Annotated in this window: 19 protein-coding genes; 9 read left to right on the top strand and 10 right to left on the bottom strand. The window is 67.8% G+C overall.

Annotated features, from left to right (window positions below):
* Positions 1 to 9: 9 nt before the first annotated feature.
* The 7 genes from VGV58_RS18705 to VGV58_RS18675 are packed head-to-tail and all read left to right on the top strand — an operon-like array spanning position 10 to position 6,522.
* Positions 10 to 1,833 carry an ABC transporter permease gene (locus VGV58_RS18705; RefSeq protein ID WP_326875534.1) on the top strand — a complete coding sequence of 608 codons (1,824 nt, stop codon included), beginning with the start codon at positions 10 to 12 and terminating at the stop codon, positions 1,831 to 1,833.
* 11 nt (positions 1,834 to 1,844) lie between these two features.
* Positions 1,845 to 2,750: an ABC transporter ATP-binding protein gene (locus VGV58_RS18700; protein WP_326875533.1), complete on the top strand. Its 906-nt coding sequence runs from the start codon at positions 1,845 to 1,847 to the stop codon at positions 2,748 to 2,750.
* An 8-nt stretch (positions 2,751 to 2,758) separates the two neighbouring features.
* Complete coding sequence (locus VGV58_RS18695; RefSeq protein ID WP_326875532.1) at positions 2,759 to 3,496, top strand: ABC transporter ATP-binding protein; 738 nt, start codon at positions 2,759 to 2,761, stop codon at positions 3,494 to 3,496.
* Complete coding sequence (locus VGV58_RS18690) at positions 3,493 to 4,218, top strand: VOC family protein (RefSeq protein WP_326875531.1); 726 nt, start codon at positions 3,493 to 3,495, stop codon at positions 4,216 to 4,218. The genes VGV58_RS18695 and VGV58_RS18690 overlap by 4 nt, the downstream gene beginning before the upstream one ends.
* A gap of 13 nt (positions 4,219 to 4,231) precedes the next feature.
* Positions 4,232 to 5,287, top strand: coding sequence for a putative FMN-dependent luciferase-like monooxygenase (locus VGV58_RS18685; RefSeq protein ID WP_326875530.1), 1,056 nt, complete (start codon positions 4,232 to 4,234; stop codon positions 5,285 to 5,287).
* A gap of 7 nt (positions 5,288 to 5,294) precedes the next feature.
* On the top strand, positions 5,295 to 5,897 hold the full coding sequence (locus VGV58_RS18680) for a CMD domain protein (protein WP_326875529.1): 603 nt from the start codon (positions 5,295 to 5,297) through the stop codon (positions 5,895 to 5,897).
* Positions 5,898 to 5,922: 25 nt separating this feature from the next.
* A complete protein-coding gene (locus VGV58_RS18675; protein WP_326875528.1) occupies positions 5,923 to 6,522 on the top strand; it encodes an alkylhydroperoxidase domain protein in 600 nt (199 codons plus the stop codon).
* Positions 6,523 to 6,589: 67 nt separating this feature from the next.
* Here VGV58_RS18675 and ssuD read toward each other — a convergent pair whose 3' ends face one another.
* The 8 genes from ssuD to VGV58_RS18635 form a co-directional block, all read right to left on the bottom strand.
* On the bottom strand, positions 6,590 to 7,765 hold the full coding sequence (gene ssuD / locus VGV58_RS18670; RefSeq protein WP_326875527.1) for an FMNH2-dependent alkanesulfonate monooxygenase: 1,176 nt from the start codon (positions 7,763 to 7,765) through the stop codon (positions 6,590 to 6,592).
* Positions 7,766 to 7,839: 74 nt separating this feature from the next.
* A complete protein-coding gene (locus tag VGV58_RS18665) occupies positions 7,840 to 9,069 on the bottom strand; it encodes an acyl-CoA dehydrogenase family protein (protein WP_326875526.1) in 1,230 nt (409 codons plus the stop codon).
* 25 nt (positions 9,070 to 9,094) lie between these two features.
* Positions 9,095 to 10,945 (bottom strand): CopD family protein, encoded by a 1,851-nt coding sequence (locus VGV58_RS18660; protein ID WP_326875525.1) that lies wholly within the window; start codon positions 10,943 to 10,945, stop codon positions 9,095 to 9,097.
* 1 nt (position 10,946) lies between these two features.
* Positions 10,947 to 11,351, bottom strand: a complete 405-nt coding sequence (gene copC / locus VGV58_RS18655) for a copper homeostasis periplasmic binding protein CopC (protein WP_326875524.1) — start codon at positions 11,349 to 11,351, stop codon at positions 10,947 to 10,949.
* The gene (locus VGV58_RS18650; protein ID WP_326875523.1) at positions 11,345 to 12,343 is read right to left on the bottom strand and encodes an ABC transporter permease; all 999 of its coding nucleotides are present in this window, start codon (positions 12,341 to 12,343) and stop codon (positions 11,345 to 11,347) included. Before VGV58_RS18650 ends, copC begins: the two co-directional genes overlap by 7 nt.
* Before the next feature lie 64 nt (positions 12,344 to 12,407).
* The gene (locus VGV58_RS18645; RefSeq protein WP_326875522.1) at positions 12,408 to 13,430 is read right to left on the bottom strand and encodes an ABC transporter substrate-binding protein; all 1,023 of its coding nucleotides are present in this window, start codon (positions 13,428 to 13,430) and stop codon (positions 12,408 to 12,410) included.
* Positions 13,431 to 13,474: 44 nt separating this feature from the next.
* Positions 13,475 to 14,269: an ABC transporter ATP-binding protein gene (locus VGV58_RS18640; RefSeq protein ID WP_326875521.1), complete on the bottom strand. Its 795-nt coding sequence runs from the start codon at positions 14,267 to 14,269 to the stop codon at positions 13,475 to 13,477.
* Positions 14,263 to 15,261 (bottom strand): ABC transporter permease, encoded by a 999-nt coding sequence (locus VGV58_RS18635; protein ID WP_326875520.1) that lies wholly within the window; start codon positions 15,259 to 15,261, stop codon positions 14,263 to 14,265. The genes VGV58_RS18640 and VGV58_RS18635 overlap by 7 nt, the downstream gene beginning before the upstream one ends.
* Before the next feature lie 328 nt (positions 15,262 to 15,589).
* Between VGV58_RS18635 and VGV58_RS18630 the strand changes: the two genes are divergently transcribed.
* On the top strand, positions 15,590 to 16,828 hold the full coding sequence (locus VGV58_RS18630; protein ID WP_326875519.1) for an acyl-CoA dehydrogenase family protein: 1,239 nt from the start codon (positions 15,590 to 15,592) through the stop codon (positions 16,826 to 16,828).
* Between the two features lie 47 nt (positions 16,829 to 16,875).
* Here VGV58_RS18630 and VGV58_RS18625 read toward each other — a convergent pair whose 3' ends face one another.
* Both VGV58_RS18625 and VGV58_RS18620 read right to left on the bottom strand, forming a co-directional pair.
* Positions 16,876 to 18,306, bottom strand: a complete 1,431-nt coding sequence (locus VGV58_RS18625; RefSeq protein ID WP_326875518.1) for an NAD(P)-binding domain-containing protein — start codon at positions 18,304 to 18,306, stop codon at positions 16,876 to 16,878.
* Positions 18,303 to 19,886 carry an ABC transporter substrate-binding protein gene (locus VGV58_RS18620; RefSeq protein WP_326875517.1) on the bottom strand — a complete coding sequence of 528 codons (1,584 nt, stop codon included), beginning with the start codon at positions 19,884 to 19,886 and terminating at the stop codon, positions 18,303 to 18,305. The genes VGV58_RS18625 and VGV58_RS18620 overlap by 4 nt, the downstream gene beginning before the upstream one ends.
* A gap of 225 nt (positions 19,887 to 20,111) precedes the next feature.
* On the opposite strand from VGV58_RS18620, the gene VGV58_RS18615 reads away from it, so the two are divergent.
* Positions 20,112 to 21,299 (top strand): LLM class flavin-dependent oxidoreductase, encoded by a 1,188-nt coding sequence (locus tag VGV58_RS18615; protein WP_326875516.1) that lies wholly within the window; start codon positions 20,112 to 20,114, stop codon positions 21,297 to 21,299.
* The last annotated feature ends 17 nt before the right edge of the window (positions 21,300 to 21,316 follow it).

Raw genomic sequence — 21,316 nt, 5'->3', positions numbered from 1 at the left:
GGCCGACCGATGACCTCCTGGTTCGACCACACCGTCAACGGCCTGATCATCGGCAACATCTACGCGTTGCTGGCGGTCGGCCTCGCACTGATCTTCGGCGTCAGCCGCCTGATCAACTTTGCGCATGGTTCGGTCTATGTCGTCGGCGCCTATGTCGGCTGGGTCGCGGTCTCCGTGCTGCAGACGCCGTTTCCGGTGACGCTGGCGCTGGTGGTCATGCTTACCGCCGGACTCGGCGTCCTGATCGAGCGCTTCGGCATCCGCCCGCTCGCCGACGCGCCGCGCATCGCACCGCTGCTGGCGACCATCGGCCTCAGCTTCGTGCTCGACCAGACCGTGCAGATCCTGTTCAGCCCCGATCCGCGCTCGGTGCCAATGCAGTTGCCGAACTGGCGCATCGAGATCGGTGGCGGCTCGATCGGCGTGCTCGACCTGCTGATCGGCGGCATCGGCATCACCGCCGCAACTGCACTGTTCGCCTTCCTCAAGCTGACGAAATGGGGTTGGGCGGTGCGTGCCACGGCGCTCGACCGCGATGCGGCGCGGGCCATGGGCGTCGATGTCGACAAGGTCAACATGATCGTCTTCGCCATCGCCTCGGCGCTGGGCGGTGTCGGCGGCGTGCTGGTCGGGATGTACTACAACGTCATCACGCCGACGATGGGGTTCGAGGCAACGCTGAAGGGCATCGTCGCCGAGGTCGTCGGCGGCGTCGGCAACGTGCCCGGCGCGATCGTCGGCTCGCTCCTGCTCGGCATTATCGAGAGCTATGGCGTCGCCTTGCTCGGCACCAGCTATCGCAACCTCTTCGCCTTCATCCTGCTGATCACCATCCTGGTGCTGCGGCCCAACGGCCTGTTCGCCAGCCGCCGCCAGCTTCCGCCCGAGCCGATGACCAGCACCTTCGTCGCGCCGAGCAAGCCGGCCGCGCTGCCGATCCCGCTCGTCGCCGCAGCCGCCGTCTTCTTCATCGCGCTGCCTGTTCTGATCGACAATGGCTACCTGATCCAGACGCTGACCAATGCCTGGCTCTATGCTTTGCTCGGCTTGAGCCTGACGCTGGTCGCCGGCACGAGCGGGCAGGTCTCGCTCGGCCACGCCGCGCTGCTCGCCATCGGCGGGTATACCTCGGCGCTGCTGGCCTCCGATTTCGGCTGGCCGGTATGGCTGACACTGCTCTGCGGCGGCCTGGCGGCGGCGAGCCTCGGCACGCTGCTGGTCTCGCCGGCCTTTCGCCTCCGCGGCCACTATGTCTCCATCGCGACGCTCGGCATCGGCGAGATCGTCGCACTCGTCATCCTGAACTGGGAGAGCGTGACGCATGGGCCGATCGGCGTCGCCGGCATCCCGCCGCTCGAGCTGTTCGGCCATGCGCTCTATGACACCAACGCGATCTACTGGTTCGCCTTCGCATTGATGGCGGGCCTCGCGCTGCTGCAGCTCAGGCTGCTCGGTTCGCATCTCGGCCGCACGCTCCGGGCGGTGCGCGACGACGATGTCGCGGCGCGCTCCTTCGGCATCGGGCTCAACCGCTACAAGGGCCTCGCCTTCGCCTTCGGTGGCTTCTTCGCCGGCATCAGCGGCGCCTTCACCGCGCATATGTACTCGTTCATCAACCACGAGACCTTCAACACCCAGATCTCGGTGCTGGCGCTGACCATCGCGATCCTCGGCGGCATGGGCAATGTCGGCGGTGCGATTCTCGGCTCGCTCGCGCTGATCGGCCTGCCCGAAGTGTTCCGGGTCGCAGCCGAGTACCGCATCCTGCTCTACGGGATTGCGCTCCTGCTGCTCGTCCGCTTCCGGCCGCAAGGCCTGCTCGGCACGGTCTGAGGAGAAGCGCCATGACTGCTCCCTTTCCGCTGCCCTCTGTCGAAGCGGCCCGCCCGCTGCTCGAGGTGCGCGGGCTGGTGCGCCGCTTCGGTGGCCTCACCGCCGTCGCCGGCGTCGACCTTGCGATCGCCGAGGGCGAGCTCGTCAGCGTCATCGGCCCCAATGGTGCCGGCAAGACGACCGCTTTCAACCTGATCAGCGGTCTCGACAGGCCCGATGAGGGCTCTATCCGCTTCGACGGCACGGACATCACCGGCCGACCACCCGAGGCGGTCGCTGCCGCCGGGCTCGCCCGCACCTTCCAGCACGGCCGCGTCTTCGCCAATCTCAGCGTTGCCGACAATGTGCTGGTCGGCGCCCATCGCCGATTGCACGCAGTACGGCCGGATTGGCCGGTGATCGGCCCGCTGGCCGAGCTGGCGCTGGCGCTGATCCGCCCGCCTTCGGTCAAGGCGGAGGATGTTGCCTTGCGCGCGGAGGTTCGCGAGATCCTGGCGATCTTCGGCGAGCGGCTGCTGCCGCGCATCGACCAGCCGGCCTACAGCCTGTCCTATGCCAATCGCCGCCGTGTCGAGATCGCGCGGGCGCTTGCCGCAAGGCCGAAGCTGTTGCTGCTCGACGAGCCGACCGCCGGCATGAACCAGACCGAGACCGCCGAAATGCTGGAGATCATCGCCGGCCTTAAGGCGCGCGGGCAGACCATCCTCCTGATCGAGCACAAGCTCGACATGGTGATGCGGCTCTCCGACCGCGTCGTCGTGCTCGACGACGGCCGCAAGATCGCCGAGGGCCTGCCGCTTGCGGTGCGCAACGATCCGGCAGTGATCGAGGCTTATCTCGGCCATGGCGGCGTCGGTGGCGAGAGCCGGGCAGTCGACGCCGTCCATGCCGCCCTGCCTGCTGCGGCGAGCGCGTGAGGCTGGCGATGAGCGAAACCGCATCTCCGATCCTGGAACTGCAGGGCGTCGATACCTTCTACGGCCCGGTTCAGGCCCATTTCGGGCTGTCGCTGCAGGTCGGCAAGGGCGAGATCGTCTGCCTGCTCGGCGGCAATGCCAGCGGCAAGTCAACGACGATGAAGCTCATCCTCGGATTGGTGAAACCATCTGCCGGCGATGTCCGCGTCGACGGTGTTTCGACCCTGAAGCTGAAGACGCCGCAGATCGTGCGGCTCGGCGTCGGCACCGTGCCCGAGGCAAGGCGCCTGTTCGGCGCGATGAGCGTGCGCGAGAACCTGCTGATGGGCGCCTTCACCCGCGACGACAAGGTGGCGATCGCCGCTGATCTCGATCGTGTGCTGGCGCTGTTCCCGCGTGTCGCGCAGCGGCTCTCGCAGCAGGCGGGAACGCTCTCGGGCGGCGAGCAGCAGATGGTCGCGATGGCCCGCGCTTTGATGGGCCGGCCACGCGTCGTCATCATGGACGAGCCGACCATGGGCCTGTCGCCGCTCTGGGTCGAGCGCGTGTTGGAGCTGATCCGCGAGATCAACGGCCGGGGCGTCAGCATCTTCATGGTCGAGCAGAACGCCAGCCTGGCGCTCCGGATCGCCCATCGCGGCTATGTCCTGCAGACAGGGCGGATCGTGCTCGAAGGCAGGGCCTCCGACCTGCTCGTCGATGCGAGGATCAGGGACGCCTATCTCGGCGGCGCGGAGGCAGCATGACCAGACAGAAACTTCGGATCGACCACGCAGTCATCGTCACCGACGATCTCGACCGGGCCGTCGCCGATTGGCGCGCCCGCGGCTTCACGGTGGAGCCGGGCGGCACGCATCCGCGCGGTAGCGTCAACGCGCTGATCTCCTTCGCCGATGGCGCCTATATCGAGATCATCGCCTTTCCCGTGCCGCAGCCGGACTTCTTCTGGTGGCGCGTGCTGCAGGGCGATGGGCCCGGCCCGATCGATCTTGCCCTGCTGCCCGAAGATCTCGATGCCGTGCTGGCTGAAGCGGGCGCCGCCGGGCTCGGCTACGGCCCGCCGCAAGATGGCGGTCGCAAGCGCCCCGATGGCGAGACGCTGATCTGGCGCACCGCTCGGCCCGAGGCGACCGACCTGCCGTTCTTCTGCGCCGACGTGACACCGCGCGCGCTGCGCGTTCCTGCAGCGCCGGAGCATGCCAACGGTGCCACCGGGATTGCCGGCATCAGCATCGCTGTCGGGGATCTCACGGCCTCCACCAGGCGCTGGCAGGCCCTGACGGGCGCCGAGCCGATTGTGGCCGGCGTTCTTCCGGGTCTCGAAGCCAAGGCTACCTTCCTCGACCTCGGGTCGACGCGGATCAGCCTGCTGTCGCCTGAACAAGCGGGACGCGGAGCAGTGGCCGAGCGTCTGCATCGGCGCGGGGAAGGGCCGTTCGCCCTGTCTTTCGCCGGCATCGAGACATGAGGAAAGCAGGCCCGTGAGCACGAAACGTCTCGGCTTCTTCACCCGTCTGCTCGACGACGCGCCCGCCGGTGAGCGCTATCGGCTGGCGGCCGAGCAGATCGCCCATGCCGAGCGCCACGGCTTCGACAGCGCCTGGGTCGCCCAGCATCACTTCCACCGCGACGAGGGCGGCTTGCCCTCGCCCTTGCCCTTCCTGGCCTATGTCGCGGCGCGGACCAGCCGGATCAGGCTCGGCACGGGTATCATCATCCTGCCGATGGAGAACCCGGTCCGCACCGCCGAGGACACGGTGGTGGTCGACCTTCTCTCGGGCGGGCGGCTGGAAGTCGGCGTCGGCACCGGCACGACACCCGAGACCTTCCTCGCCTTTGGGATCGACAAGGAGGCGCGCAGCGAGATCTTCGCGCGCCATCTCGACAGGCTGCTCGCTGCCTGGCGGGGCGAGGCGCTCGGCCATGAGCGGAACCGGCTCTACCCCGAGGCTGGCACCCTGGCGGACCGCGTCTGGCATGCGACGTTCTCGGCCGCAGGCGCCGAACGCATCGGCAAGGCCGGCGCCGGGCTGATGTTGTCACGGACCCAGCCGCGCAGCCGCGACAATCCGGACGCGACCCTGCCCGAGATCCAGCACCCGATCGTCGATGCCTATCTTGCCAACCTGCCGGCCGGCACCCCGCCGCGCATCATGGCCTCGCGCTCGCTCTTCGTCGCCGACAACCGCGCCGAGGCGCTGAAGCTGGCCGAGATCGGGCTCAATCGCGTGCTCGACCGCTTCCTCGCCAGTGGCCATGTCATTCCCGATCGCAGCCTGCCGGGGCTGATCAGAACGCTCGACACGCATGTGGGCGCGCCGGACGACGTCATCGCCTCGCTGGAAGCGGACAGCGTGCTGCCGCGCGTCACGGACATCGTCTTCCAGGTCCATTCCGTCGATCCGCCGCATCCAGCGGTCCTGCGCTCGATCGAGCTCACCGCATCCGAGGTTGCGCCGGCACTCGGCTGGCGCCCGCCGCTCCGCGATCGGCAGCCGCCCCGACTTCACGCTGCCGCTGCCGCTCTTCAACCGTGAGGCCATCATGACCGACCACGCAACGCAGGATGTCCTCGACCGTCTGGCTGGGGTTGCCGCCGGCTCCGCGCTCGACGTGATCCGGCATGAGCGGCCGGAGACGCGCCGCAACATCCAGGACAGCTACGAGGCGCTGTTCGATAGTGGCGACGAGACGGCGGTTTCGGCAGCCGAACGCCTGGCGATCGCTGCCTTTGTCGCGTTGCTGCACGATGCCGAAGGCGCGGCCGCGAACCATTATCTGCTCCGGTTCGAACAGCGACCCGAAGGGGCCGATTTGATCGGCGTGCTGCGCAGCCAGGCCAGGAGGGCTGCCACGACAGGCCCTTACGGCGCCTATCCGAGCGGGCCGCTCTCGCGCGAGAACCTCGCCGGGCCGCTCTTCAGGCTCGAAACGTCGGCGCGCTCCGCTCTGGGCGAGCGGCTTTCGGCCGCGCTCGAACATGTCCACCTGCTGGTCTTCCACCCGCGTGATGCGCAGGGGCCGCATCTTTCGCTTCTGCGGCAGGCCGGCTGGAGCACGGCCGCGATCGTGACCCTGTCGCAGATCGTCGCCTTCCTCTCCTTCCAGATCCGCGCCGCGCATGGCTTGCGCGTCCTCGGTTCCTGACGCTACGCGACAAAGGAGCGATCCGATGACCGCCACGACACTCGACCATCCGAAGGCCGCGATCCCGACTGTCTTCACCCAGGACGAACTCGGCTGGAACGCCTGGCTCGACCCCGTTCCCGAAGATGCCCTGACGGAGCGGCAGAAGCAGGGGTTGGTCGATATCGCTCGCGCCAAGAGCCCGTATTTCCGGCTGCTCGCGCATGATCCGGATATCCTTCGCGCCCGGACGCTGGCCGACAAGGACATCTTCTACAACACCCGCGCTGGCCTGCCGCGGGCCGAGCGCGAGCTTGCCGCAGCTGCAGTCTCGCGCAGCAATGGCTGCATCTACTGCGCTTCGGTCCACGCCCGCTTCGCGACGACGCATTCGAAGCGCCGCGACGATGTCCAGCGCCTGCTCGACGAGGGCGTCGGCGTCGATATCGATCCGCTCTGGAACGCCGTGATCGAGGCTTCGGTGGCGCTGACGGCGACGCCGATCACCTTCGACAAGAGCCATGTCGCCAAGCTGCGCCGCCTTGGTCTCGACGATCTCTCGATCGCCGACCTGATCCACGCGGCTTCGTTCTTCAACTGGGCCAACCGGCTGATGCTCTCTTTGGGCGAGCCGGAAACCCGCTGACCAACCCCGCCAAGGTCCTGCCTTGCTCGAATGCGAGCGGTGCCGGGCAGGCACCGCTCGCATCGTCTCAGGAACTCGTGGCGCGCCGCTGGGCCGGCTTGACGTCGTTGGCGATGGTCTCGCCGAAGGGGCCGTTGTTGACGACGCCGGAAAAGCGCGGCCTGCCATGGTTGAGGTCGAGCAAAGGGAAGACCAGCTCGGCGAAGCGATAGGCCTCCTCCAGATGCGGGTAGCCGGAGAGGATGAAGCTGTCGATGCCCAGCGCCTGATACTCGCGGATGCGGGCCGCGACCTGCTCGGGGTTGCCGACGAGCGCGGTGCCGGCGCCGCCGCGCACCAGGCCGATCCCGGCCCAGAGATTGGGCGAGATCTCCAGCCGATCGCGCCTTCCGCCATGCAGCGCCGACATCCGGCGCTGTCCTTCGGAATCCATGCGGGCGAAGGTCGCCTGCGATTTGGCGATCGTTTCGTCGTCGAGATGGCTGATCAGCCGGTCGGCCGCGGCCCAGGCCTCGTCCTCGCTCTCGCGGACGACGACATGCAGCCTGATGCCGAAAGAGACCTTCCGGCCTGCTGCCCTGGCGGCCTTGTCGACGACATCGATCTTCTGCGCGACAGCGGCGGGAGGCTCGCCCCAGGTCAGGTATTTGTCGATCGTGTCGGCGGCGACCGCGATGCCGGCCGGCGAGGAGCCGCCGAAATAGAGCGGCGGGCCGTTCTCCTGCGCCGGCGGATAGAGAAGCTGGGCGCCCTCGACCTTGAGATGGGCACCGTGATGATCGACCGTCTCGCCACGCAGCAGCGCCGAATAGATCGACAGGAACTCGCGCGTCACCGCATAGCGCTCGTCATGATCGGCGAAGATGCCGTCGCCGGCATTCTCGACGGGGTCGCCGCCGGTGACGACGTTGACCAGCAGCCGGCCGTTGCTGACGCGGTCGAGCGTAGCGGTCATGCGCGCGGCCACCGTCGGCGATTGCAGGCCGGGCCTGACGGCAACGAGATAGCGCAGCTCCTGCGTGGTCGGCGCGACTGCGGAGGCGACGATCCAGGAATCCTCGCAGCTGCGCCCGGTCGGCAGCAGCACGCCGTAATAGCCGAGCTGATCGGCCGCCTGCGCGACCTGGCGCAGATAGCCGAAATCGGTCTGCCGCCCGCCCTGGGCGGTGCCGAGATAGCGCCCATCGCCATGGGTCGGCAGGAACCACAGGACATTGGCTGTCGGGGAAGGGGCAATGCTCATCGGCTGGGCTTCCTGGGAACTGAAGAGGATCGGCGCGGCCGTAGCAGGCCGCGCCGGCTTGTCGGGGCAGGTCTCTAGAAGAAGCCGGTCTTGGGCAGGGCCGTGCCCCTGACGGCATGGGCGCCGACCGCCTGCGCCTTGTAGGAAACCGGGTTGTGCGCCGCGAGCGTACGGGCATTGCGCCAGTGCCGGTCGAGATTGCTCTCGCGCTTGGCGGCCGAAGCGCCGCCGACGTCGAAGAGTTGCGAGCCGGCGCGGATCGCGAGCTCGTCGACAATGATCTTGGCCTTGGCCGCCGCGAGGGCAGCGTCATGGGCGAGGGCTTCGTCGATGGCGCCGCCGCTGGCCGAAGCCGTCGCCCGGTCGAGCGCTTCGGCCGCGGCGAGCACGGTCGCTTCGGCAGCAAAGGCGGCGGCTTCGACCTGCCCAACGACCTGCTGGAGCAAGGGATCGTCCGCCGGTATCGCCACCGGCGCATGGGCGAAGGAGCGGCCACGGCGATGGAGCAGGGCGATGGCGTCCCGCGCGACGGCCTTGATGATGCCGGCGACGACCGCGGTCACGAAGATATGCGGCAAGGTCGTGTGGTAGGGGCGGGCATAGCTGCCGCCGGCCTCGTCCCAGACGATCTCGTCGGGCTCGACCCGGACATTCTCGAACCGCGTCGTGCCGGTCCCGGTGAGGCGCTGGCCGACGCCATCCCAATCGTCCAGGCGGGTGATGCCGTCGCGATCGACCGGCAGGATGGCGGAGGCCAGCCGGCCGGCCTCGTCCTGGGCACGCACCACGACATAGTCGGCATAGAGCGTGCCGGTGCTGTAGTATTTCTCGCCGCTCAGCCGATAGCCGGTGCCATCGGCCGTCAGCAGCGTTTCGAGCGGGCTGCCGCCGACCGGCAAGGCGGTCAGCTCGCCGGCCGCCAGGCCGAAGATCTTGCCGGCGACGACCTCGGCAAGCCAGCGGCCGTTCTGCGGATCGAGCGCCGGCTGGGCGAAGCGCTCGACGAAGCTGAAATGGTTGCGCAGCGCGTGTGCGACATTCGGATCGGCGGCGCCGAGCGCGATGATCGCCTCGATCAGGTCGCGCAGCGAGCCGCCGGCCCCGCCATGCGCTAGCGGCACCCGCAAGGCGCCGAAGCGGGCAGCGCGGATGAGGTCGACCTGGGCATAAGGGTGCGTGCGGGTGCGGTCACGCTCGGAGGCGCCTTCGCCGATCCGCGCGATCAGCTCAGCCAGCTCCGGCGAGCGCGGGCCGACGGGCGCAGCGGCTGCCGCGAAACTGTCCTTGGGCGCAGCGATGTTCATGGCGGCGTGCTCCTTGCTGGGATGATCAATGGCGGTGGGTGCCGATGCCGCCGGCCTCGAACGGCTCTGCGGCGATGCGAGTGAGTTCGTCCCGCCAGCCGGTGGATGAGGTGGCCTCGGGATCGACTGGCAGGATGCGGCTGCGCAGCCAGCCATTGGCGTCGATGAGCAGGCGCACCCCGCCGAGTTTCACCTCGTCGAGGCCGGCCATCAGGGCGAGCGCTGCGAGCGCATCCGGCGAACTCGACAGGCAGTCGAAACCGTCGGGAATGGATTGGCGCTCTTTGGAAAGAAGCAGGACGCGTGTGAGCTTGATGCCGCCCGGAGTGGGCTCCAGGCGGGCCCTGAGGTCGTCGGCGATCGTGATTTCGATCGGGCCGGAGCGGCCGAGGATGTCGCGCATCGCGCTGCTGCCATCGCGGCAGAGGACCGGGAAGTCCGGCGTCAGCACCGGATGGCGCCAGCTTCCGCTGCGCTTGGCGGAGGTGCCGGCGATGCGGGCGCGGAAATAGTCGATCAATTGCCAGCGCTCACGCGGTTCGAGGCTGGCGATCGTGCCATGCGGGAAGGGGCTGTGGCCGATCCGGTCGAAGGTGTCCGTCAGCCAGCCATAAAGATCGCCGTCGGGGCGCTGCCAGAGCCCATAGGGCGTCGGATCGGAGGGATCGTCGCGCGGCCGAAAGCAGTCGGGCGTGCAGTAGCGCTTGAGTAGGGTTTCGCCTTGCAGGATCGAAGCGGCGGTGAAGCCGGTCTCCGAGCGCTGGAAGCTGGTCGGCCAGGCAGGTTTGGCAAGCAAGGGCAGGTTTGGGAAGGGCAGCAGCGCAACGGCGATTGCGGCCGCGAGCGGCCCGACGAGGCGTGTCCGGCGCCAGAACAAGGCCAGGAGCCCTGCGCCGACGACGCCTGCCAGCGCAGCCGCGCGCCAGAGCTCCTTGGCGAAATAGGCCTCGTCGATCCGCGACAGATCGGGCTGGAGCGGGAACGGCCAGGCCGGCTGCTCATGGGCTCCCGGCGGCTGATTGGCGAGCCAGGCCGCCATCGCGATCACAGCGATGCCGAGAGCAAGCTCGATCGCGATGCTGATCAGGAGCGGCCGGCGCGCGCCGGCAGCCAGCCTGGGCGTCAATACGAAGCGGTTCAGTGCGGCGAGCGCCAGCAGCGTTACAAACACTGTCGCCTTGCCGAGCAGGAGCAAACCGTAAGGTGTGCCGAACAGGCCGCCGAGATCGCCGACGAGCGGCAGGGATTGCAGGAACCCGGTCGCTGCGATGGTGCCGACGGCGACGAGGCCGAGCCAGGAAAACCGCCGGACTGTCGATGCCGCCGTGGCAACCGGTAGCCGGGCGGCGACGAGGAGCAGGGCCGGCAGTGCGCCGATCCAGAGCCCGGCTGCTGCCGTATGCAGCGCGATCTGGACCGGCAGGGTCGGCGTCGATGCCGCGGCCGCGTGGCCAAGCCAGGGCTGCAAGGTCACGGCCGCCGCCGCCAGCAAGGCGGCGAAGCCGACGCGCCAAAGCGAGCGCAGGTCGCCCGCGGTTTCGAGTATGAGCGCCAGCAATCCGAAGCGGAGCAGCAGCGCATGGCCGAAAACCGTCTCGACGGCGATGAGACGGGTCGCGGCGAAGAGGTCGAGCTCGCTGCCGGTCGCACGCAGCGCCTGCAGGGGCAACCAGAGGATGGAGGCGAGCAGTGCGACGATGATCGCGTGGCGCAACAGAGACTGCAGGGCGGGGCGGACCAGCTCGACGGGATGCTCATCGCCGGAGGCGCGCGGGATCAGAAGCGCGATCGCGAGCGTCCCGAACGCCGTCAGCGCCGCCATCAGCTCGATGCCGCGCACCAGGCGCAGCAGGAGGTCGAGGGCGGCGCCGGCCAAGTCAGGGCCTCACCGTGAAGGCGAAGCTGCCATTGGTGCGGTGGGTGTCGACCGAGGCCGCGACCCAGTCGACGCTGTAGCGCCCGGGCGCCAGCTCGTTCAGCGCGACGAGGAGCTTCTTGCCGCTGGTGTCGGCGAAACGGGCCGCGCCGCTGTCGACGCGGCGGCCGCTGGCGTCCTTCACGGCGATGCTGGAGAGCTTCTCCTCCAGCTTCTCGGTGAAGCTGATCGAGACCTCGCGTGGAGCGGTCCGGACAGTGCTGTCCACCGCCGGGCTGGCGCTGACGAGATGGGCATGGGCGAGCGCGGGAGTGGAACCGACGATCGCCAGCAGCGCGAGCGTGATCACGGCCTCGCGCCGCGTGGGAGAGGCTGTGGCTTCTCCGCTCGGGAATTCGATCACCATTGCACGACGCCTTTCTGCCAGACGAGAAGCCGGTCACGGATGCGGAAGAGGAGGGTGGTGAGGCCGGAGAACAGCACGGCCATGACCAGCAGCCCGGCATAGAGATGGCCATAGGCGGTCCAGCCGCGAGCCCAGTCGATGTAGTAGCCGAGCCCGGCCTTGACCCCGATCATCTCGGCGACGACCAGCACGGCGATGCCGTGGCCGAGCCCCATGAACAGGCCGACGAAGAGATGCGGCAGCGAGGCCGGGATCGCGACGCGCAGCAGGAGGAAGCGCTGGCTGGCGCCGAGCGTGCGTGCGACGTCGTAATAGGCCTTGTCGACCGCGGCGACGCCCGACCAGGTCAGGATCGTCACCGGGAACCAGGTCGCCAGCGCGACCAGGAAGACGCCGGCGCTGAAGCTCGACGGGAACAGGAACAGCACCAGCGGGATCAGGGCCGTCGTCGGGATCGGCCCGATGAAGCGCAGGATCGGGCTGGTCCAGTAGCCGACCCGCCGTGTCCAGCCGGTGGCGAGCCCGGTGAGGAAGCCCGCGACCGCACCGAAGGCGATGCCCAGCGAGAGCAGCACCAGCGAGGCCCGGATGCCTTCGAGCAGGCGCGGATAGTCGCTGGCATAGGCCTCGAGCAGGCCCTGCGCCGGCGGGAAATAGGGCAGCGGCCAGTAGCCGGTCTTGGCCGAGGCGATCTGCCAGATCGAGAGCAGCACCGGCAGGGCGATCAGCCAGGGGCCGTTCTTCCTGAGCCAGCGGTCGACGCCGCGCAGGCGGGGGCCGAGCCCGTAGCCGAGCAGCAGGACCGCGCCGATCAGCCATTGCCCGGCGGCGAGATGCGTAGTCAGGGCGAAGTCGCGGATATTCGGCCAGAGCAAAGTGATCGCACCGGCGGCGCTCCAGGCGAGCGTGGCGAAGACGAGGTTGAGGTCGCGCTGGCTGATGTCGGCTGGCGCGCCCGCGATAGTCCTGTCCGTGATCGCGTGATCAGTCACGGTATGGGCATCCTGATGACGGGGAGGGTTGGCGGATGCCGGCCGGCATCCGTCTGGGGGAACGTCAGCCGAGAACGTCGACGGTGATGCGTTCGGCCAGCGCCTTGGGATCGGTGCGCGGGCGGATGACGCCGACCGAGCGCAGATCGTCGGCATAGAGCGCGACCTCCTCGCGCAGCCGCTTGCCCGAGCCGAAATGGTGCTCATGGGTATGGCTGCGGATGATCTCGCCGAGGATCGGCTTGGCGATCGGGCTGTAGGCGGAGAAGATCTGCGCGGCCTCGTCCGGGTTGTTCTTGACCCAGTCGGCGGCCTCGAGCAAGGCGCGGGTTAGGGCCGCGCTTGCCGGCTTGTTGTTCTCGGCGAAGTCCTTGCGCACCGCGATGCCGCAGCAGGACAGGTCCTTGTAAGGATCGGTGGTGAGCAGGCCGCCGATCTCGTGCAGCTTGCCCTCATTGTTCTTGAGCACCAGGAAGATGCCGGGGTCGGCATCGACGGCCGCCTGGATCTCGCCCTTCTTGATCGCTTCGCCGAGCAGGTCGACCGGGTAGACGCGCCAGTCGACCTCGTTGGCCGGGTTGATGCCGGCCTTGAAGAGCTGGACGGCGAGAAAGTTCTTGCCGGCGCTCGCCATGTCGACGACGCCGATCGACTTGCCCTTGAGCGATTTGTAGTCGACCTCCTGCGAGCCCACGCCTGAGATCACCCGGATGCAGCCGCCATGCAGCGCGCCGGTGAAGCGGATGTTGATGCCCTGCTCCAGCGGCTTCAGGAAGCGCAGGATGAAGTTGACGGTGGCGTCGATCTTGCCGGAGGCGACGGCTTCCAGGCTGCCGTCGAAGTTCGAGCCAAACTTGACGATCTCGACGTCGAGCCCGTGCTTGGTGAAGAAGCCTTTCTCGGCCGCCGCCGGCACCGAGATCAGGCAGATACCGGTGCCGCTCCAGCCGAGCTTGAGCTTATGCGGGCCGCCTTGCGCCAGAGAAGGCGCCGAGCCGAAGCCGGCGGCGATCGGCGCACCAAGCGCGAGTGCGGAGCCGCCGGCGATGAGCGTGCGCCGGGAGAGAAGCGGATTGTTGTCGGACATGACGGAATCTCCTTGGATGAAGATGAAACGGGCGGGAGGGGCGGCTACCAGTTGGCGTCGAGGCCGAGCAGGCCAAGGCTTTCGCGCCGCAGTTCGGCGAGGTGCGGATCGCCGCGATGGCGCGGATAGGGCAAGTCGACCGCAAAATCGGCCTTCACGCTCGCAGGGCGGTCGCTGAAGATGACGACGCGGGTCGCCAGGAACAGCGCTTCCTCGACATCGTGGGTGACGAGGATCGCGGTGAAGCCCTTGCGCTGCCAGAGCGAGACGAGCTCGGCTTGCATGGTCAGACGCGTCAGCGAGTCGAGCTTGCCGAGCGGCTCGTCGAGAATGAGGATCGACGGGTCGTTGACCAGCGCCCGCGCCAGAGCGACACGCTGCGCCATGCCGCCGGAGAGCTGGTGCGGATAGGCGTTGGCGAACTTGCTCAAGCCGACCAGCGCCAGTGTCTCGTCGACGCGCGGCCACTGCTCCTTCAGCGTACCCTGTGCCCGCGGGCCGAGGGCGACATTGTCGCGGACGGTCAGCCAGGGGAACAGGGTCGGGTCCTGGAAGACGACGACGCGTGAGGGGTGGGGGCCGGCGATCGGCTTGCCGTCCTCGCGCAGAGTTCCGCTGCGTGGCGGCTCCAGCCCGGCGACGAGGCGCAGCAGGGTCGACTTGCCGCAGCCGGAGGGGCCGAGCAGGGCGACGAACTCGCCCGGCTTCACGTCGAGGCTGACATGGTCGAGCACGGGCAGGATCGAACCATCGAGATCGAAGGCGTGGCTGACCTTGTCGATCGCGAGCGAGGCGCCGGCGATGGGCCGGGCGGCGGGCTGCAAGGCGAGCGCTACCATTGGACGAGACCCTTCTGCCAGGAGAGGACGCGATCGCGCAGGCGGAACAGCAGGGTTATCGAGCCCGAGCAGAGCAGGGCCAGCACGACCAGCGCGGCATAGACATTGGCGTAGGAGGCCCAGCCCTGGGCCCATTGCATGTAGAAGCCGATGCCGGCCTTCACCCCGACCAGCTCGGCGACCATCAGCACCGAAAAGGCCGAGCCCAGCGCCATGAACAGGCCGACGAAGACATGCGGCAAAGCGGCGGGAACGGCGACGCGCAGGATCAGGAAGCCGGGCCGGGCGCCGAGCGTGCGGGCGACGTCGTAATAGCGGCTGTTGACGCTGGCGATGCCCGACCAGGTCAGCACCGTCACAGGAAAGCCGGTCGCCAGCGCGATCAGGAAGATGCTGGCGCTCCAGCTCGACGGGAAGGCGAAGAAGGCGATCGGCAGCCAGGCGGTGGCCGGCAGCGGCCCGATGAAGCGCAGCACCGGATGGACCCAGTAGCCCGCCTGCCGCGACCAGCCGATCGCCACGCCAGTGAGGAAGCCGAGCACCGCACCGACGACAAAGCCGGTGACCAGCAGCTTCATCGAGGCGAAGACGCTGGCGCCCAGCGTCGCATAGTCCTCGGTATAGACCTCCAGCAGTGCCTGCGGCGGCGGGAAGAAGGGCAAAGGCAGCCATCCGAACTTGGCCGAGGCGAGCTGCCAGAGCGTCAGCGCGATGCCCGAGGCGGTCGCCCATGGTCCTGCCTCGCGGATCCAGTCGCCGGCCCGTGGCAGCCAGCGACCGGCAATGGTCAGGCTGATGAAGCCGGCTGCGAAGATCGCCGCGCCGAGCGCGAAGCGGCGTGTCTCCAGCCAGTCGCTGACATCGGGCCAGGCGACAGCGCTGATGGCGAGTGCAGCCCAGGCGAGCCCTGCGCTCAGGCCGGACCAGGCGAGTGGCCGTGGCTGCTGCCGCTCGCGCAGGAGATGGAGGGATGTGTCGGCTAGGGTCGTCATGAGCCTCTGTCACGCTGCTGGCGGAACTGCGGCCTGCCGATCTGCAGGCCGAATACCGTTAGGCTAGCAGCGAGGCCCTATTAGTCTATAAAATAGATAATCTAATTTTGTGCCGAACTTGGGAGAGGATTTTGTGGATGCGGCCGCGTGCCATCAATAATTTCCGTTTGAGTGAATGGCGGGCCCGAGAAGCGCTGTGTCTCCGTGCTAAGATCGGTGCTGGGTCATTTAATCTCTAAATTAGTAGACTATTGACATGGCGATGTGCGCCATGCCCTCTGGAGCAGGGACGGCCGCGGTCGTTCACCTGCCAGATGGAGCTGCCGATATGACGCGAGCGGGAAGTGCTGCTCTGAAACGCGATGCGAAGCCGGCCGGCTCGGGCCGGGAGGAGCTGCTGGCGCGCTTGCCCGAGCTTGCCCGCCGCCTCGCTATCGGTGCCTCCGAGCGCGAGCAGCGGCGCGAGTTGCCGTATGAGAGCTTCCGCCTGTTCCGCGAATCCGGCCTCGGCGCCTTGCGCGTGCCGGCCCGTCTCGGCGGCCCCGGCGGCAGCCTGCGCGACCTGTTCGAGGTCATCGTCACGCTCGCCGCGGCCGATCCGAACGTGGCGCATGCGCTGCGCTCGCATTTCAACTTCACCGAGACCCATGTCCTGGGCGAAGACACGCCGCGTTCCCGCGAGTTGCTCGGCCTCGTGCTGGATGGGTCTCTCTTTGCGGGCGCTTCGACCGAGCTCGGCACCGCCAAGCCGGGGCAGGTGACGACGCGCCTCCTTCGCGACGGCGACGGCTTCCGGCTGGTCGGGCGCAAGTTCTACGCAACCGGCACGGCCTTCGCCGATTACGCGGTCTTCAGCGCCCAGGACGAGGAGGAGAGGCCGGTCGGCGTGCTGGTGCCGACGAGCCGGGCGGGCATCACCGTGCATGACGACTGGGACGGGATGGGGCAGCGCCTGACCGCTAGCGGCAGCGTCACGCTCGACGATGTCGTTGTGCATCCGGGCGAGGTCACCTATCGCCAGCTCGGCTTGGCGATCGGGCGCCACACCTCGTCGCTGCGCCAGCTCCATCTGGTCTCCTGCGCCGCCGGCATCGTCCGCAACATCGTCAGCGATGCCACTGCCTATGCGCAGCGCGACGCGCGCGCGGCACTGCACAGCGCGGCCGAGACCGGCCGCCAGGATCCCTTCGTGCAGCAGGTGGTAGGCGAGATCTCCGCGACCTCCTTCGCGATTGACGCCGCCATCACGGCGGCCGCCGCGGCGCTCGACCGTTCGGCCGAGGGCTTCGGTCGCAATGCGCCCGAGCTTGACGACCTGCTGCTGGCCGGCTCGCTTGCGGTGTCGCGCACGCAAATCGCGGTCTATCCGCAGGCATTGAAGGCGGCAGAGGCACTGTTCGAGACGGGCGGTGGCTCGACCACGGCGAGCCGCTACAATTTCGACCGTCACTGGCGCAACATCCGCACGCTCTCGACGCACAATCCGCTGCGGCAGAAGGCGCGCGCCATCGGCGACTATTTCATCAACGACGAGACGACCTTCCTCAAGGCCGGGCGGGTGTTCTGATCGATGGCGCCGGGCTTTCCGAAGAAGCCCGGCGCCCGATCGTAGCCCTATTCGGCGGCTTGCCGCGCGCCGCTCCAGACGGCCGAGCGCCACGTCTCCTCGCTGAACTCCGGCGCGATGCTGGATGTGAAGCGCGTCTGGTGGTGCTCGATATCAGCGAAGAACAGGTCGCGGCTGATCGCCGAGACGACGGCTGGCACATCGCGGCGGATCGAAGGCACGTCGCCGATCGGCAGACCGAAGCTGACGAAGCCGCCGGGATTGTAGACATGGATGTTGTGGAGCTGCGGCGCGGCGCCCGGCGTCTTCTCGAGCAGCTCATGTCCGAAGCCGAGATAGGGATGGGCGCCGAGGTCATCGTCCCGCTCGGCATCCGGCGGGGCATGGCGGTCGCGCCAGAGCAGGACCTCGCCGGCGATCTCGGCGAGCTCGGGCCGGCGCGCCAGATCTGCCCGGAAGCCGGTGCCCGCGATGGCGAAGTCGAAATAGAACTTGCCGGCCTCCAGCTCGACCGCGATGCGGTCGTCCTCTTCGCGGGCGTTGCGCCACTCCGAAGACAGGTGAATGTGGAAGTTCGCGAAGCGCACGGCGCGCTCGATCGCATCCGGCGTCGGCGTCGAGCCGGCGTCGCGGAAGCGGAAGGCCTGCCGCCAGCGGATCTCGTCCGGCAAATGCCGGTAATTGTCATAGGCGCCGGGGTAGCCGCGTACCCGCGACACCGGGGTGGCTGCGATATGGTCGCGCCGGGCGAAGAGATGGACTTCGCGGGCGCCGGATTCCAGCGCCGCGCCGGCCGCGTCGAAGGCCGAGGCGGCGGCGCCGAGCACCGCGACGGATTTGCCGCGCAGCGCGGCGAGGTCGATGACCTCCGACGTATGGGCCCGCAGATGCGGCGGCAGGGCCTCCAGCACCGGCGGCAGGTAGGGATAGCCGCTGCCGGCGACGCCATTGCCGAGGATGACCTTGCGCGCCGTCTCGATCGTCTGCTGCCCGTCGATATCGAGATGCAGGCGCAGATGATCGGCTGCGGGCTCGATCCGGAGCAGCCGCGTGCGGTAGCGGATCTTCAGGCCCAGCGTGGCGCGGAACCAGGAGAGGTAGTCGGCCCAGTCTCGGCGCGGGATGCGGACGAGGTCGGCATAGGCCTCTCTGCCCTGCCGGGCCTCGTACCAGGCCTGGAAGCTCAGGCCCTGCACGCCGAGTTCGGGGCCCGGCAGATTCTTCGGGGTCCGCAGCAGGTTCATCCGTGCCCGCGTCAGCCAGACGCCGGAACTGGCCTCGTCGGAGGCGGCATCGATCACGCTGATCCGGCGGATGCCGGCGCGCTGCAGGGCGAAGGCGAAGGTCGCGCCGGTATGGCCGCCGCCGACGATGACGACGTCATGGTCGATGCCGTCCCGCACCGGGACCCAGTTGTCGGGGAAGGGGCCGAGCAGGCGGAGCGCTTCGCTGGCGGAGGAAGAAGGCAGGTCGGTCATTGGTCGATCCAGACATCGGCGAGGTTGCCATTGAGCCCGTCGGCGCCGACCGTGTGATCCTTCACCTTGCGGTTGTAGATCGTCAGGTTGGCGAGCGTCTGCAGCGTGATCGAGGGCACCTCCTCGGCGACGATCTGCTGGAAACGGGCGAATTGTTGCTTGCGCTTGGCCGGGTCGAGCTCGACGGTCGCGGCCTCGAGCAGGGCGTCGATCTCCGGGTTGTTGATGCCGGAGCCGTTCGAGAACGGCACGCCCTTCTTGAAGTTCTTCGACCAGTAGAGGCGCTGCACGCCGACCGTCGGGTCGAAGGTGTTGCCCATCGAGTTGTTGGTGAAGTCGAAGTCGCGCTCGGTGTAGACGCGGCGGATATAGGTGGCGAAATCCTGCGAGCGGATGGTGATCTCGATGCCGACCTTCGACAGCGCCTGGCGTAGATAGTCGGCGGTGCGGCGATAGCCGTCGCCATAGGGCAGGAAGTCGTGGTTGAGCCGGAAGCGCACGCCGTCGGCGCCGCGCTTGAAGCCGGCCTCGTCGAGCAATTGCTCGGCCTTCTTCGGATCGAAGGCGTAGGGTTTCACGGACGGGTCGTGGAAGCGGGTGAGGCGGGCGCTGATCGGCGTCGCGGTCAGCTCGCCATAGCCGTACCAGACCGTGTTCAGGATCACGCGCTTGTCGATCGCATGGGCGATGGCGCGGCGCACGCGCACATCCCTGAGGTATTTGTTCTCGAAGTTGAACTCGATGCGCTGCACCGAGGGGCTGTAGGAGTAGCCCTTCTCCTCGATGCCGATGCGTGGGTCGTTCTTCAGCCGGTCGAGTTCGGAGAGCGGGACTGGCGTCTCGCCGCCGAGATCGACCGAGCCGGCTTCGAAGGCGACGGCGCGGGCGGCGGCGTCCGGGATGAACTTCACCACCAGCCGGTCGATATAGGGCTTGGGCTTGTCCCAATAGTTCGGGTTGCGCTCATAGACGACATGGCTGCCGCGCACCCATTCCTTGAAGATGTAGGGGCCGGTGCCGACCGGCGCGTTCGTCTTCGGATTGGTCGACGGATCGGTGCCCTCGTAGAGGTGCTTCGGCACGATCGGCGACTCGGACGCTGCGAAGGCGCTGATCAGATAGGGCGCCGGCTTCGACAGCACGATCACCGCCGTCAGCGGGTCCGGCGTCTCGACCGTGACGACATTGGCGAAGGTGCCGCGCCCGCGCGGATGGTACTGCTTGAGGATGGCGATCGAGGCGGCGACGTCGGCCGAGGTGAACGGCTTGCCGTCATGCCAGAGCACGCCCTCGCGCAGCTTGAAGGAGTAGCGCAGCCCATCCTCGCTGATCGCCCATTCCGTCGCGAGCTGCGGCTTCGGCGTCAAGTCGTGATCGTAGGTCAGCAGCCCCTCCAGCACCTTGCCGCTGACCTTGGTTGAGGGGCCGGCCGTATGGGCGATGGTCGAGAGCGCCGGCGGCTCGGGCTCGACCAGCATGTTCAGCGTGCCGCCGCGCTTGGGCTGCGCCAGAGCGCCGGAGAGGGGTAGCGCCGCGGCCAGCAGGGTGGCGACGGCGGTGGCTAAGAGGCGCGCGGACATGGCCTTGCTCTGCGATGCGAGGAGAATGGCCAAGCCTAGGATGGCTGTCGCTTTACAGGCAATATAGTATACTAGAAAAATAGACTAATTTGGCATTCGCATATGGAAAGAAGCGCTTTTCTTGCCGTGATAGCGTCCCGGCAGGGTGATGGTCGCTGATCTTGAGGCTTCGGGCTTTGTGACTGGCCTGCCCGATTAATCCCTCGCGACGATCGGAGATTGCTGATGACCGCGCTCGCCGAAGACCGGGCCGGCCCGCCATTGCGCCGGCAGACCGACTATCCTGACAGCCCGCTCTCGCGGGCATTGAAGCAGCCGCTGCTGCTCGGCCTTTTTCTCAATCTGCAGGACATCCGCTTCTCGGACCTGCCGACGAGCTCGACCTGGACCTTCGACTACAATGCGGAGCTGGTGAAGCGGGCCGATGAACTCGGCTTCGAGATCGCCTTCAGCCGCACGCAATGGCTGCCCAAGGGCGGCTATGACGGCGACGCCTCGCTCGACGCCTTCGTCGCGCTAGGGGCGATGGCGGCGATCACCAGGAACATCCTGCTGATCTCGACGATCCATGTCCTCTACGGGCCATGGCACCCGCTGCATCTCGGCAAGCTCGGCGCGACGCTCGACCACATCAGCAAGGGGCGCTGGGGCATCAACATCGTCACCGGTCACCGCGCCGTCGAGCACGAGATGTTCGGCCGGCAACGCATCGAGCACGACAAGCGCTATCTGATGGCGGACGAGCTTTTCGACGTGCTGGGCCGCCTGTGGAGCGAGGACGAGAACTATTCCTATGAAGGCAGGCTCAATCCTTGGCGCCTGCACGATGCCTGGATCACGCCGAAGCCGCTCTACGGCCGGCCGATACTGGTCAACGCCACCGGCTCGCCGGCCGGCATCGATTTCGCCGCCAAGCATTCCGATCTGGTCTTCATCACCTCGCCGGGTGGCTCACATATCGACAGCGCGCTGGCGACGCTGCCGCCGCATATCGCCGCGATCAAGGATCGGGCGCGCGCCTTCGGCCGCGAGGCCAAGACGCTGATCAACCCGATCATCGTCTCGCGCGATACGGAAAGCGAGGCGCAGGCCTATGCGCAGTCGATCCACGACAACAAGCCGGTGCAGGCGGGACCGACCTTTGCCGCGCATGGCAAGGGCACCAATCAGGGCTATGACAGCGACGCCCATGCCTGGCGTGGCCGCGCCGATGCCGCCCATAAGCAGGGGCTGGGGCTCGGCGGCAATATCGAGATCATCGGCTCACCCGAGCAGGTGGTCGACAAGATCGCCGCGCTGCACGCTGTTGGCATCGACGGGCTGCAGATCAATTTCTATGACTTCAAGGCCGATTTCGATCATTTCGAGGAGCGCATCCTGCCGCTGCTGAAGCAGCGGGGCTTGCGGCTCTGAAACAAGCGCTGGAGCAC

It is taken from the genome of Allobosea sp., from assembly GCF_035944895.1.
Classification (GTDB): domain Bacteria; phylum Pseudomonadota; class Alphaproteobacteria; order Rhizobiales; family Beijerinckiaceae; genus Allobosea.
This window is presented reverse-complemented; position numbering and strand designations above follow the sequence as displayed.